We start from the raw sequence: 14,270 nt of genomic DNA, 5'->3' as shown, positions 1-14,270 counted from the left end.
TGCGCGCATGCCAGAACTGCCTGGCCGGACCCCGGCCGAGATCCTCGCCCGCCTCGACGCCCTGCGCGCCGCCGACCTGCCGGTGCGCGGCGGACGGACCATGGCCTACGTCTACGACTCCGGACTGGACGGGGCGGAGGACCTGGCCCTCGCCGCCCAGGCCCGGGTGGCAGGGGTCAACGGCCTGGACATGACGGTGTTCCCCAGCGTCGTCACGCTGGAGAACGAGGTGACCGGCCGCGCGGCCCGGCTGCTCGGCGGCGACGCCCGCACCGCCGGGGTGTTCACCAGCGGCGGCACCGAGAGCTGCCTGCTCGCCGTGCTGACGGCGCGGGAGCACGCCCGCAGGACACGGGGGCTGCGGGAGGGCGCCGAACTGCTGCTGCCCGCCACCGCCCACGCCGCCTTCCACAAGGCGGCCCACCTCTTCGGACTCAGGGTCGTCGAGGTGCCCGTCGACCCGGAGACGTGCGAGGTCCGGGCCGAGGACATGGCCGCGGCGATCACCGACCGCACCGCGCTGGTGGTCGTCTCCGCCCCCTCCTACCCGCACGGAGTGATCGACCCGGTCGCCGACGTCGCGGCCGCGGCCGCCGCGCGAGGTGTCCTCTGCCACGTCGACGCCTGCATCGGCGGCTGGTACCTCGGCCACCTGAGGCTCGCGCCGGACGCCCCCGGACTGCCGCCCTTCGATCTGTCCGTCCCCGGCGTCACCTCCCTGTCCGCGGACCTGCACAAGTACGGGTACACGCCCAAGGGCGCCTCGGTGGTGCTGTTCCGCGACGCCGACCTCAGACGCCACGGCTGGTTCGCCCACGCCGGATGGCCGGGCTACCCCGTCGTCAACCCCACACTCCAGGGCACCCGCTCGGCCGCCCCGCTGGCCGGCGCCTGGGCGGTGCTCGAACACATCGGAACGGACGGTTACGTCGAGCTGGCCCGCCGCGTCCACGCGGCGACGGTCCGCCTCGCGGAGGGGATCGCGGCGGTCGACGGGCTGCGCGTGCTGGGGCGGCCCCGCGCCTCCCTGCTCGCCGTCGCCTCCGAGGACCCGGCCCTGGACGTGTTCGTCCTGGCCGACGAGATGAGGACGGCCGGCTGGTACCTCCAGCCGCAGCCCGCCCGCGGGTCCTCCCCGGCCAACCTGCACCTGACGGTCACCGCGGCCGCCGCCGGCGAGGAACGCCTGCGCGAACTGCTCGCCGAGCTGGAGAAGGCCGCCGCCCGGGCGCGCGCGGCGGGACCGGCCGTCGTGGACCCCGAGGTCGCCGCCGTCGCGGCCGCGCTGGACCCCGAGGCGCTGGGCGAGGACGAGGTGGCCGTCGCGCTCGCGGTGGCGGGGGTCGGCGAGGACGGAACCCTCCCGGAGCGGACGGCGCCCGTGCTGGCGGTCCTCCAGGCGATGCCGCCCGCTCTCGCGGAACGGCTGCTGCCCGAGGTGATCGGGCGGCTCTACCGGGTCTGAGAGGATCGGGCGAGACCCTGTTCTCCCGCGACGAGGAGCCGAAGGTGCAGCACCCATCCCTGGCGTACAGCGACGTGAAGTCCGCCCGCGACCGGATCGCCGGGCGCGTCCGGCCGGTCACGGTGACGCCGGCCGAGCCGGGGACGTTCGAGGGGTTCCAGGTCCATCTCGCCCTGGAGCTGATGCAGTTCACCGGCAGCTTCAAGGCACGCGGCGCGCTCAACTTCGTCGAGGCGCACCGGGAGCAGGGCTCGCTGCCCGACGCCGGGGTGACCATCGCCTCCGGCGGCAACGCGGGCGTCGCCTGCGCGTGGGCGGCCCGGCGGGCGGGCGTCCGCTCCACCGTCTTCCTCCCCGAGGCGGCGCCCGAGGTGAAGGTACGCCGGCTGCGGCAACTCGGCGCCGAGGTACGGCTGGTGGGCTCCGAGTACGCCGAGGCGGCCGCCGCCTGCGAGGAGTTCGCCCGGGAGAGCGGGGCGCTCGCCTCCCACGCCTACGACCATCCGCTGATCGCGGCGGGCGCGGGCACGCTGCTGGAGGAGATCCGCGAGAGGGTACCCGGCCTGGACACGGTGGTCGTCTCGGTCGGCGGCGGTGGCCTCATGGCGGGCGTCGCCACGGCCGCGCGGACGCACGGGGTGCGGACGGTGGCGGTGGAGCCGGAGAACTGCCGGGCGCTGCACGCCGCGCTCGAGGCCGGACGGCCGGTGGACGTGCCCGTCCGGTCGGTGGCCGCCGACTCGCTCGGCGCGCGCCGGGTCTCCGCGGACGCCCTGGCGGCCGCCCGGGAGGACTCCGTGCGGTCCGTGCTGGTGCCCGACACGGCGATCGTCGAGGCGCGGCGGCTGCTCTGGGAGGAGCGGCGGCTCGCCGTGGAGCACGCCGCGGCGGCCGCGCTCGCGGCGGTCCTCCCGCAGCGGGGCCCCGGCCACGGGTACGTCCCCGAGCCGGGCGAGCGGGTCTGCGTGGTCCTCTGCGGCGCGAACACGGATCTGTCCGACCTCGCCGGCTGAGCGGCCCCGCCTGCGCGCCGGGACCGGTTGTCGGTCACCTCTGCCGCCACCGCGCGCCCGGGCCGCCCCGCCCTGAGGTCAGGGCAGCGGCACTTGCCGGAGGCGGGACGTCGGCCCCCGCGGCGTACGCCACCGGGACCGTCGGGCTCAGGCCCGCCGGGCCGGGCGGCGGCGTCGTGGGCGGCGGGTGAGTCCGGCTCTCGGGGCGGTACCGCCGCGTTCGGCCGCCCGGGCGATGTTGCGGGCCATGCCGCCGAACACCACCGCGTGGAACGGCGACACCGCCCACCAGTAGGCGTGACCCAGCAGCCCGTGCGGGTGGAAGAGGGCCCGCTGCCGGTATCGGGTGCGACCGTCGGGACCGGCGTCCGCGTACAGCTCCAGCCAGGCCAGCCCCGGCAGACGCATCTCGGCACGCAGCCGCAGCAGCCTGCCCCGGTCGATCTCCTCCACCCGCCAGAAGTCGAGCGAGTCGCCGGCCCGCAGGCGCGTCGCGTCACGGCGGCCACGGCGCAGACCGACACCGCCCGCCATCCGGTCCAGCACCCCGCGCGCGGACCAGGCCAGCGGGAAGGAGTACCAGCCGTTCTCGCCGCCGATGCCCTCGATCACCCGCCACAGCGCCTCGGGGGGAGCGTCCACGGTCCGCTGCCGCCGGTCCGTGTACAGGCTGCCGCCCGCCCAGTCCGGGTCGGTCGGCAGCGGGTCGCTCGGCGTGCCCGGCACCGCCGCGTTCGACCAGCGGGTGTCCACCCGCGCCTCGCGGACGTTGCGCAGCGCGAGCCGCACGGCCTGCTCGAAGCTCAGCGGGCCGCCCGGGGGATCCGGCAGGTACCGGCTGATGTCGTGCTCGCCGCACACCACCTCGTGCCGCAGTGACTCGGTCAGCGGCTTGGCGATCGAGGCGGGCACCGGCGTGACCAGGCCGACCCAGTGACTGGACAGACGGGGTGTGAGCACCGGCACCGGCACGATCACCCGGGGCGGCAGGCCCGCCACCTCCGCGTAGCCGCGCATCATGTCCCGGTAGGTGAGGATGTCGGGCCCACCGATGTCGAAGGTGCGGTTGACGTCCGCGGGGAGCCGCGCGCAGCCCACCAGCCACCGCAGGACGTCGCGGACGGCGACCGGCTGGATCCGGGTCCGCACCCAGCTCGGGGTGACCATGACGGGCAGCCGCTCGGTGAGGTAGCGCAGCATCTCGAAGGAGGCCGAACCGGAGCCGATGATGACGGCGGCCCGCAGCACGGCCGTCGGCACGCCCGACTCCAGCAGCACGCGGCCCACCTCGGAGCGCGAACGCAGGTGCGGCGACAGTTCCTCCACGGGCACCCCGGCGGGAGTGAGCCCGCCCAGGTAGACGATCCGGCGGACGCCCGCGGCCCGGGCCTGCTCGCCGAAGATCCGCGCGGCCCGCCGGTCGGTCTCCTCGAAACCCGAGCCGGTCCCCAGCGCGTGGACCAGGTAGTACGCCACGTCGACGCCCCGCATGGCCTCCGCGGTCGACTCCTGGTCGGTCACGTCGCCCCGGACCACCTCGGCCTCGCCCGCCCAGGGGTGGTCGCGCAGCTTGCCGGGGGAGCGGGCCAGGCATCGCACCCGGTGTCCGGCAGCCAGCAGTTCGGGGACCAGGCGGCCGCCGATGTACCCCGTCGCACCCGTCACCAGACAGTGCAGTGGCGCGGTGTCGCCGCCGGCGCCCTCGCTCATCGGCCTCGCTCCCGTCCTCGACGCCGGCTCCGCGTCCGGCCGCCTCCAGGATGATCCACCCCGGCGCGCCCCGCATCGCGGGAGCGGCGAACGGTCCTCCGGATGCCGCGGCGGCGGTACGGAGAACGGGTGTGCCCCGACGACTCGCGGTCGCCGGGGCACACCCGTTCGCGGCGGAGGGACGGCCGGTCAGACCGCCGGGGCCGGGTAGGTCGGGTACTCCACGCCGGAGACGTGCTGCACCACCCGGATCACCTGGCACGAGTAGCCGAACTCGTTGTCGTACCACAGGTAGAGGATCGCGTTGTCGCCCTCGACCTTGGTGGCGCCGGCGTCGACGATCGAGGCGTGACGCGAACCGATGAAGTCGCTGGAGACCGCGTCGGGGGCGCTGATGAAGTCGATCTGGCGCTTCAGCGGCGAGGTCAGCGACACCTCGCGCAGGTACTCCAGGACCTCGGCGCGGGTGGTGCCGCGCTTCAGCTGAAGGTTCAGGATGGCGATCGAGACGTCCGGGGTGGGGACCCGGATCGAGCTGCCGGTGATGGTCGCCTCGAGGTCGGGCAGCGCCTTCGCCACGGCGGAGGCGGCGCCGGTCTCGGTGATGACCATGTTCAGCGGCGCGGAGCGGCCACGGCGGTCACCCTTGTGGTAGTTGTCCAGCAGGTTCTGGTCGTTGGTGAACGAGTGGATGGTCTCCACGTGACCCCGCAGGACGCCGTACTCGTCCTCCATCGCCTTCAGCGGCGGCACGATCGCGTTGGTCGTGCAGGACGCGCAGGAGATGACGTTCTCGTCCGGCTTGATCATGTCGTGGTTGACGCCGTGGACGATGTTCGGGACGTCGCCCTTGCCCGGAGCGGTCAGCACGACCTTGTCGATGCCGGGGCGCAGGTGCTTGGACAGGCCCTCGCGGTCGCGCCACTTGCCGGTGTTGTCGATCAGGATGGCGTTCTTGATGCCGTACGCGGTGTAGTCCACCGACTCGGGGGAGTCGGAGTAGATCACCTGGATGGTGTGGCCGTTGGCCACGATCCGGTTGTTCTCCTCGTCCACCGTGATGGTGCCCTGGAACTGGCCGTGGATGGAGTCGCGGCGCAGCAGGGAGGCGCGCTTGACCAGGTCCTGGCCACCGCCGTCGCGGACCACGATCGCCTTGAGGCGCAGACCGTTGCCCGAGCCGGCCTTCTCGATGAGCAGGCGCGCCAGCAGGCGGCCGATCCGGCCGAAGCCGTAGAGGACCACGTCGCGGCCCTCGCGACGCTCGATCTTGTTGGCGCCCGTGGCGCCGGCGACGGCCTCGGCGGTGAACTCCTCGACCGACAGGCCGCGGTCGTCGGCCTTGTGGGCCACGGCCAGCATGCCGATGTCGATCTGCGAGGGGCCCAGGTCCAGCGTGGTGAGGGCCTTCAGGAAGGGCATCGTCTCGACGACCGACAGCTCCCCGCCGACGATCTGCCGGGCGAAACGGTGGGTCTTGAGGATGCTGATGACCGACTTGTTCACCAGGGAGCGGCTGTGGACCAGGACCGTGACGTCCTGCTCCCGGTGCAGCTTCCCGATGATCGGGATCATCGACTCCGCGATCTCCTCGCGGTTCTTCCAGTTGGTGAACGAGTCGTCGTTGACAGTCACTGGTCCATCTTTCGAGCTAGGCGGCGCTCACATGTTAACCATCTCGAAGGATGGTCATTCAAACCGGGTCGGGCGCGGGGCGGCCCGGTGGGGCCGGGGGGAGCGGCCGCGCCGCGATTCGCGCCGGTCCGTCCGCTTCCGTGCGGGCGGGGGTGACCAGGATGTGTGCTTGATCACCCGCCCGTCGGCCCGCCCGCATGGCGCCGGCGTCGTGCCCTCGCCCCGCCGGAGTCTTGACGGGCCGTGTGAAACACATCGATAGTTTTTGTATCTCCGACTCGCGGGGGTGTGCGTACACAGTGGCGGGGAGGAACGACGCATGGGCCGATATCGCCGGCTTCGGCGCATCCGGCAGATGGACCCCCGGCGGGACCACGAGCAGATCTACCGCTGGATCACGCACTACGAGTTCCCGGCGGACTACCTCCACGGGACGTCGATCGCCTTCCTGCGCGACTACGGCGTGCCCCGCATCTCCCGGCTCCTCGACCGCACCCAGGAGTTCGAACGCGCCGGCCAGAAGCGCTACGACGACACGGTGCTGATCGCCTACGAGATGGTGCGCGAGGGCATCGACTCCGAGCACGGCCGGGCCGCCGCCCGCCACCTCAACCGCATCCACGGCCGCTACCGCATTCCCAACGAGGACTTCCTCTACGTCCTGGCCACCACGGTGGTCGGCCCCAAACGCTGGATCGACCGGTACGGCTGGCGCCGGCTGTGCGACCAGGAGGCCGAGAGCCTCGCGCTGGTCGGTCACCGGATGGGCCGGATGATGGGCATCACCGGCGTCCCCGACACCTACGCCGGGTTCGAGCAGCTCCATGACGCCTACGAGCGGGAGATGTTCGCCTACGACCCCGCCAACCGCAGGGTGGCCGCGGCCACCCTGCGCGTCTTCGCCGCCTGGTACCCCGCGCCCTTCCGCCGGATCGCGACCCGCGTCGCCCTCGCCGCCCTCGACGAGCCGCTGCTCACCGCCCTGGGTTTCAGTCCTCAGCCCCGGTGGCTCAGGACGGCCACCCACCGCGCGCTGCGCACCAGGGCGGCGCTGATCCGGCTGCTGCCCGGCCGCCCCGAGCGCTTCCCGAAACTGCCCGAGGCACGCACCTACCCCTTCGGCTGGACCCTCGACGACCTCGGCCCGCACTGGGCCCACTCCCGCCCGACGGCCCCGCTGCACGACGAGGCGCCGACGGAAGCGGCCGTCGTCCCGCACCAGCAGACCTTCCCGCACGACGTCCCCCGTCAGGAGCCCCGATGACCGACACCACCTCCGCCGCGGACACCGCCGCGAGCTCCACGACCTTCACCACCCGCTCCCCGGCCACCGGAGCACCCCTCGCCGAGCACCCGGTGGACGGCGCCGAGAAGGTCGCGCACGCGGTCGCCCAGGCCCGGAAGGTCCAGGAAGGCTGGGCCGCGCTGCCCGCCGCCCGCCGCCGCGACCAGCTGCTGCGCTGGAAGCGGTCCCTGGCCGCCGAACTCGGCACCGTCGCACGGACCGTCTCGCAGGAGACCGGGAAGCCCGCGGGGGACGCGGAACTCGAGGTCGTCCTCACCCTGGAACACCTGGCCTGGGCCGCCCGCAACGCCGGCCGGGTGCTGCGCCGGCGCAAGGCCGGCACCACCCTCTTCACCGTCCATCAGCGGGCCTCCCTGGTGTACCGGCCGCTGGGCGTGGTCGGCGTCATCGGGCCGTGGAACTACCCCTGCTACACGCCCATGGGGTCCGTCGGTTACGCGCTCGCGGCCGGCAACGCCGTCGTCCTCAAGCCGTCCGAGCTGACCCCGGCGACCGGGCTCCTGCTGGCCGATCTCTTCGACGCCGCCGTGCCCGAGCACGCCGGGCTGCTCACCACCGTCACCGGCGGCGCCTCCACCGGGGAGGCGCTGGCCCGGTCCGGCGTCGACAAGCTGGCCTTCACCGGATCGCCCGGCACGGCCCGCAAGGTGATGGCGGTGTGCGCCGAGTCCCTGACCCCGTTCCTGGCCGAGTGCGGCGGCAAGGACGCCGTGATCGTCACGGCGGACGCGGACCTGGACGCCGCCGCCGAGGCGATCGTCTGGGGCGCGCTGAGCAACGCCGGCCAGACCTGCGCGGGCGTCGAACGCGTCTACGCGGTGCGTGAGATCCACGAGGAGCTGTGCCGGCGGGTCGTCGAGCGCGCCACGGCGCTGCGTACGGGCACCGAGGACGGCGCGGCCTACGGGCCGATGACGATGCCCGGCCAGGTCCCCGTCGTCGAACGGCATGTGACCGGGGCGGTGGAGTCGGGCGGACTGGCCCTGCTGGGCGGACCGGAGTCGGTGAAGGCGCCCTACGTGGAGCCCGTCGTGCTGACCGGGGTGCCCGAGGACGCGGCGGCGATGACGGAGGAGACCTTCGGCCCGGTGGTGGTCGTCAACTCCGTCGCCGACGTCGACGAGGCGGTGGACCGGGCCAACGCCTCCCGCTACGCCCTGGGCGCGGCGGTGTTCAGCGGGAGCACGCGCACCGGCGCGGCCGTCGCCTCCCGGCTGCGGGCCGGAGCGGTGTCGGTGAACTCCGTCCTCGGCTTCGCCGCCGTGCCGGCCCTGCCGTTCGGCGGCGCCCAGGAGTCCGGCTTCGGGCGCATCCACGGCGAGGAAGGGCTGCGCGCGTTCGCCTCGGTCCAGTCCATGACGGTGCAGCGCTTCAGCCCGCCGATCGCCCTGACCTCCTTCGAGGTGCCGGCCGCCGTCCGCGAGCGCGCGGTGCGCATGGCGCAGTCGCTGCACCGGCGGCGCTGAACGGTCGCGGGCGGGAGGGGCGAAGCGGGGCGGGGCGGTGTCAGGCGGTGAGCGCCATGAAGCCGCCCCGTGTGGGGGCGCCGTTCATGAGCGCCGGGACGTCGACGACCTCGGGCAGCCGCTCCACGGAGAGCACCACCGCGCCGCCCGCCCGCGCGGCGTCGCCGCACCAGGCGTTCATGTCGGCCTTGCCCAGCACCAGGGCGGCCAGCGAGGGGATCACGGCGCCGTGCTCCCCGGGACCGTCCACCACGCACTGAGTGTGCTTGGGGAAGATGCTCCACCCCTCGCAGGTGGGCAGTGACCGGTCCTCGGTCGCGAGCGGCGGCAGGGCCTCGTGGAACGGCGCACCGCTCAGCAGCAGCAGCGGCGTTGCGCCGGGCACGAACATCGCTTTCTCCGGATCCAGAAGCATCCGCCAACTCTGGCAGGTGAGGACCGTGCTTGACCAGCCGCCCCGGGGCACGAACACGGATCAGTCCCGCGCCGGAAGCCCGGCGAACAGCTCGACGGCCCCGGTGCCACCCCTGCGGACCACCAGGCACTCGCGTACCCGTGCGGCGACCGCGGCGGGCAGCACCGCGCCGAGCCGCTCCGGCGGCACGGCCAGCAGACCACCGGCGCCGGCGCCTCCGCCGGCGACGGCCGTACCGGCCGCCGCCCCTGCGCCCTCCGCCCCGGCGCCCCCGCTCGCACCGCCCGTCACGATCACCCCGCCGGTGTCGGCCGTCCGTGTCGCCCCCGCCGCACCCGCGTCGGTCGCTCCGGCGGCGCTGCCGGGGCGGTGCGCGGCGTCGAGGCCGGCGTGCGGCGCCACCCCCGTGTCGCCCGTGCCGGTCCCGGCGTCCGCGTAGGTCGTGCAGGTCGCGGCTTCCGTGTCGGTGAGGACGCCGCCGTCGTAGACGTGCACGGTCTCCGGGAGGACGTGGGCGCCCTCGCAGCCGGAGGCCGCGCCGGGGAGCCAGTCCACGGCGAGCAGCACACCCGGCGGCACGTCCCGCCCCAGCCGCTCGCGCAGCACGCGGTGGGCGGCCCGGCGGGGCGTCTCGCCGGTGTCACCGGCGACCGGGGCCGCGGGCGGCGACCAGCCCGCCTCGCCCTCGCGCACCAGCACCACCCGGCCCGCCGGGTCGGTGAGCAGCACGGCGGCGGTGGTGAACGCCTTGGCCCGGGTGGCCAGCCGGTCGGCCGCCGCCGCGGGGCCGGCGCCCACCTCCTCCAGCGAGGTCGCCCGCCGGGCCGCGGGAAGGCCCACCGCGGACCCGGGCTGGGGCAGACCCCCCTCCAGGTGCGCGACCGTGCCCGCGGCCATCGCCCGCAGCCCGTACCTGAGCCGGTTGCCGATCTGGGCGGGAAGCACGGCCAGGGCCTCCTCGGGCGCCAGCCAGTGGACGGCCAGGATCTCCCCGTCCGGGAAGCCGATCGCCGCGACCTGCTCCTCCGTCAGCGGCCCCACCGTGAACACGTGCACGTCCAGGGCCCGGCCGTAGGTGCGCGCCGGGGTGCTGTCCACGGCGACGAGCCGGCCCACCGGAACCCCGGTCAGCCCGAGCTCCTCCGCCAGCTCCCGGGCCGCGCCCCGGCGAGGGGACTCCTGCGCGTGGACCATGCCGCCGGGCAGGCCGAAGGGGGAGCCGCCGCCGTGGTCGTAGGAGTGCTCGGCCACCAGCACCCGCCCGCGCGTGTCGGTGATCAGCGCGGCCGCCGCCATCATCGGGGAGGGGAGCAGCGCGTAGTGGTCCTTGAGGTCCACCGGCACGGGCCGGCCCTGACGCAGCTGCGCGGTGTGCGAGCCCAGCGACGCCCGCAGGGCGGCCGTCGCCCGGCGACGCAGCGGCTCCGGCAGCCTGCGCAGCGCCTCCCGCTCGGTGACCCACTCCGCCGCGCGCAACTCATCCTGCTGCAGCACCAGTTCCTCCACCGCCGGCGGGCGGTGCGGGTGCACGGCGTAGACGCAGGCCACGTGGGCGCGGCCGTACACCTCCTTGGGCATGCTGTCGACCACCAGCAGCCGCCCGACGCGCGCGCCCCGGATGCCGAGCTCCTCGCGCAGCTCGCGCTCGAGCGCGGCCACCGGCTCCTCGTCGTCGACCATGCCGCCCGGCAGGTCCCAGCCCTCCTTGTAGGAGGGGTCGACGATCAGCACCCGGCCGGATCCGTCACGGATCAGCGCGTCCGCCGCCATGACCGGTGCGGGATGGACCGCGAGGTATTCGGAAAGACCGGCCGCATCGGCCGCGGGCTGGGTCACCGTCACAGAGAATCCTCCACCGGACGCCGCATCGTGCCTCCTTGCCTCGAACGCATGTGTGCTCACAGGGAGCAACGAGCAAGGTGACGGTGCGTAACGGCCGGATCCGGACGTTCTCGGAGGGTGACGGTGACGGCGGCGCGCGGTTCCGGACGGGGCCTCTCACCAGGTGTCGACGAACCGCCCTTCCTCGGGCGCGTCCCGGTCGTCCTCCCAGCCGTCCAGCGCGGCGAGAATCCAGGCCCGGGAGTCGGCCGGATCGACCACCGCGTCGATCTCCAGTGCCGCCGCCGCGTTCACCGCCTTGCCCTGCTCGTGGAGTTCGGCCACCCGCGCCTCGAACACCCGGGCCCGCTCCCCGGGATCCTCGATCGCCTCCAGCTCCCGCCGGTGGCCGAGCCGGACCGCGCCCTCCAGCCCCATCCCGCCGAACTCCCCGCTGGGCCAGGCCGCGGTGGCCGCGGGGGCCCGCGTGGAGCCGCCCAGCATGGCCATCGCGCCCAGGCCGTACGCCTTGCGCAGCACCAACCCGACCATCGGCACCCGCAGATGGGCGCCCGCGACGAAGAGCCGGGCGAAGTGCCTTACCGTCGCGGTGCGTTCGGCGTCCGGACCGACCATGAAACCCGGGGTGTCGCACAGCGAGAGGACCGGCAGCCCGAAGGCGTCGCACAACTGCAGGAAACGCGCCGCCTTGTCGGCCGCGTCCCGGTCGATCGCGCCGCCCAGGTGACCCGGATTGCTGGCCAGCAGCCCCAGCGGCCTCCCCTCCACCCGTACCAGGCAGGTCAGGACGCCCACCCCGAACTCCTGGCGCAGCTCCAGCACCGAGCCGGTGTCCGCCAGGCCGCGCACCGCGGCGCGGACGTCGTAGGCGCGCCGGCGGTTCTCCGGCACCACCTGCCGCAGCAGCCGCCGGTCCGGGGCCTCCCAGTCGTCGACGGGCCCCCGGAAGTAGGAGAGGTACCGCCGGGCCACCCGGACGGCCTCCGCCTCGTCGGCGACGGCGACGTCCACCACCCCGTTGGGGACCTGCACCGACAGCGGGCCGACCTCCTCCGGCCGGTACACCCCGAGCCCGCCGCCCTCGATCATCGCCGGGCCGCCCATCCCGATGGTGGCCTCCGGCGTCGCGATCACCACGTCGCAGCAGCCCAGCAGCGCCGCGTTGCCCGCGAAACAGCGACCCGAGGCGATGCCCACCAGGGGCACCCGGCCGCTCAGCCGTCCCATGGAGCGGAAGGTGCTCAGATGAAGGCCCGCCACCGCCGTCGAGTCGGTGTCGCCCGGCCGCCCGCCGCCTCCCTCGGCGAACAGGACGACGGGCAGCCGCCGCCGGTACGCCAGTTCCAGCAGGCGGTCGGTCTTACGGTGGTTGTTCATCCCCTGCGTCCCGGCCAGCACCGTGTAGTCGTAACTCATCACCGCAGACGGCCGGCCGTCGATCCGCCCGGTGCCGGTGACCATGCCGTCCGCCGGCGTGGAGCGGATCAGGTCGTCCAGGGATCGCCGCCGCCGCTGCGCGGCCAGGGCGAGGGCGCCGAACTCGGTGAAGGCACCCTCGTCGCACAGGTCGGCGATGTTCTCGCGGGCCGTCCGACGGCCCTGCGCGTGCCGCTTCGCGACCGCCTCGGGGCGGTTCTCGTCCAGGCCGAAGGCGTGCCGCCGCAGTGCCTCGGCGAGATCGGGGCGCACCCCGTCCGGGTCGGCCGCCTCCTCGGTGGCCGCCTCCTCCCGGGCCGCGCCCGACGGCTCCAGCACGGCGAGCACCGCCCCCTCGGTCACCGTCCCGCCCGGCCGTACCCGCAGACCGCGGACCCGGCCGGCCCAGGGGGCGGTGACCACGTGCTCCATCTTCATCGCCTCCAGCACCAGCAACTGCCGTCCCGCACCCACCTCCTCGCCGGGCCGGACGTCCACCTGCACCACCGTGCCGGTCATCGGCGCCCGCACCAGGCCCTCTTCGCCGTCCGCGGCCCCCTCCGACGTCTCCGGCTCCGTCGGGGCGAGGACCCGCGCGCAACGCTCCATCGCGTCCGGGCGCACCCAGAACTCCGGTTCCGCCAGCACGGCCCGCAGCAGGGGGATGCCCGTCCGCACGCCCTCGACGGCGAACTCGCCCAGCGCCCGCCGGGCCCGGGCACACGCGGCCTCCACGGAACCCGCGGGCACGTGAGCCACCACCTTGGCGAGCAGCGGGTCGTAGCGCACCCCCACCTCCGCGCCGGCCCGCAGCGCCGTGTCCACCCGGACGCCCGGCCCCGAGGGCAGGTCGAACCGGGTGAGCCGGCCCGCCGACGGCCGACCCTCGCCGTCCGGACCCGTCGCCTCCGCGGTCACCCGGGCCTGCACCGCGTGGCCGCGCGGCGCCGGCGGCTCCGACAGCCCCAGTTCGGCCAGCGTCGCCCCGGCCGCCAGGCGCAACTGGGCGGCCACCAGGTCCACGCCGGTCACCTCCTCGGTGACCGTGTGCTCCACCTGGAGCCGGGGATTGGCCTCGATGAAGCGGAACTCCCCGTCCAGCACGAGGAACTCGACGGTCACGAGCCCCGCGCACCCGGCCCTGCGGGCGAGTTCCAGCGCGGCGTCGCGCATCGACGCGCGCAAGGGTTCCGCCAGGCCGGGCGCCGGCGCCATCTCGATCACCTTCTGACGGCGGCGCTGGGTCGTGCAGTCGCGGTCCCACAGGTGCGTGACCGCCCCACGGGCGTCCCCGACCACCTGCACCTCGACGTGCCGGGCCCCCTCCATCAGCCGCTCCGCGTACAACGCGTCGCGTCCGAAGTTCTGCCGGGCCTCCGAGCGGCACCGCCGCCACGCCTCGTCCAGCTCCTCGGCACGCCGCACCACCCGCATGCCGCGCCCGCCGCCTCCGGCGACCGCCTTGATCATCACCGGCCCGCCCGACAGCAGGGCGCGCGCCTCCTCGACGTCCGCCCCGCCGTCCGTGCCCTCGAGCACCGGCACCCCGGCCTCGCCGGCCAGCCGCCGCGCCCGCGCCTTGTCGCCGAACACCTCCAGCACCTCGGGCGCCGGACCCACGAACACCAGGCCCGCCTCGGCGCACCGGCGCGCGAACTCCGCGTTCTCGCTGAGAAATCCGTACCCCGGGTGGACGAAGCCGCAGCCGGTGCGCAGCGCCGCCTCCACCAGTCCCGCCGCGTCCAGGTAGCCGCCCGGAACCGCCACCGCCTCGTCGGCCGCGGCCAGATGCGCCTCGTCGCCCTCCGCGTGCGCCGCGACGGCACGCCATCCCAGCTCCGAGGCCGCGCGCAGCACCCGCACGGCGATCTCCCCGCGGTTGGCGACCAGTACGGCGGCAGACCCCATCAACGCTCCCCACGGACCGCGCGGCCGACCCCGCGCGACGAACATCATCGACCGGCCCCGCCATGCTCTCCGGGCCCCGGCGAGGAAGCAATGT

General features: G+C 74.8%; 9 protein-coding genes. 4 read left to right on the top strand and 5 right to left on the bottom strand.

The genetic code is table 11. The features are described 5' to 3' along the window. Positions 1 to 7 precede the first annotated feature (7 nt). Positions 8 to 1,465: a pyridoxal phosphate-dependent decarboxylase family protein gene (locus ABT026_RS24590; protein WP_351117315.1), complete on the top strand. Its 1,458-nt coding sequence runs from the start codon at positions 8 to 10 to the stop codon at positions 1,463 to 1,465. A gap of 44 nt (positions 1,466 to 1,509) precedes the next feature. Next, positions 1,510 to 2,478 carry a serine/threonine dehydratase gene (locus ABT026_RS24585; RefSeq protein ID WP_351117314.1) on the top strand — a complete coding sequence of 323 codons (969 nt, stop codon included), beginning with the start codon at positions 1,510 to 1,512 and terminating at the stop codon, positions 2,476 to 2,478. A gap of 147 nt (positions 2,479 to 2,625) precedes the next feature. On the opposite strand, the gene ABT026_RS24580 is transcribed toward ABT026_RS24585, so the two are convergent. Then, positions 2,626 to 4,188, bottom strand: coding sequence for an SDR family oxidoreductase (locus ABT026_RS24580; RefSeq protein ID WP_351117313.1), 1,563 nt, complete (start codon positions 4,186 to 4,188; stop codon positions 2,626 to 2,628). A gap of 189 nt (positions 4,189 to 4,377) precedes the next feature. Then, the gene (locus ABT026_RS24575; protein ID WP_351117312.1) at positions 4,378 to 5,823 is read right to left on the bottom strand and encodes a glyceraldehyde-3-phosphate dehydrogenase; all 1,446 of its coding nucleotides are present in this window, start codon (positions 5,821 to 5,823) and stop codon (positions 4,378 to 4,380) included. 319 nt (positions 5,824 to 6,142) lie between these two features. Between ABT026_RS24575 and ABT026_RS24570 the strand changes: the two genes are divergently transcribed. Both ABT026_RS24570 and ABT026_RS24565 read left to right on the top strand, forming a co-directional pair. Next, complete coding sequence (locus tag ABT026_RS24570) at positions 6,143 to 7,087, top strand: oxygenase MpaB family protein (RefSeq protein WP_351117311.1); 945 nt, start codon at positions 6,143 to 6,145, stop codon at positions 7,085 to 7,087. Beyond that, on the top strand, positions 7,084 to 8,595 hold the full coding sequence (locus ABT026_RS24565) for an aldehyde dehydrogenase family protein (protein ID WP_351117310.1): 1,512 nt from the start codon (positions 7,084 to 7,086) through the stop codon (positions 8,593 to 8,595). The genes ABT026_RS24570 and ABT026_RS24565 overlap by 4 nt, the downstream gene beginning before the upstream one ends. 40 nt (positions 8,596 to 8,635) lie before the next feature. Here ABT026_RS24565 and ABT026_RS24560 read toward each other — a convergent pair whose 3' ends face one another. The 3 genes from ABT026_RS24560 to ABT026_RS24550 form a co-directional block, all read right to left on the bottom strand. Beyond that, entirely contained in the window at positions 8,636 to 9,010 is a 375-nt protein-coding gene (locus ABT026_RS24560) for a hypothetical protein (RefSeq protein WP_351117309.1), read from the bottom strand. 60 nt (positions 9,011 to 9,070) lie between these two features. Beyond that, a complete protein-coding gene (locus ABT026_RS24555) occupies positions 9,071 to 10,846 on the bottom strand; it encodes an NUDIX hydrolase (protein WP_351117308.1) in 1,776 nt (591 codons plus the stop codon). A 162-nt stretch (positions 10,847 to 11,008) separates the two neighbouring features. Further along, a complete protein-coding gene (locus ABT026_RS24550) occupies positions 11,009 to 14,176 on the bottom strand; it encodes an acetyl-CoA carboxylase family protein (protein ID WP_351117307.1) in 3,168 nt (1,055 codons plus the stop codon). Between the last annotated feature and the right edge of the window lie 94 nt (positions 14,177 to 14,270).

The sequence above is a fragment of the Streptomyces sp. NPDC002734 genome (assembly GCF_040295685.1).
In the GTDB taxonomy this organism is placed as follows: Bacteria; Actinomycetota; Actinomycetes; order Streptomycetales; family Streptomycetaceae; genus Streptomyces.
This window is presented reverse-complemented; position numbering and strand designations above follow the sequence as displayed.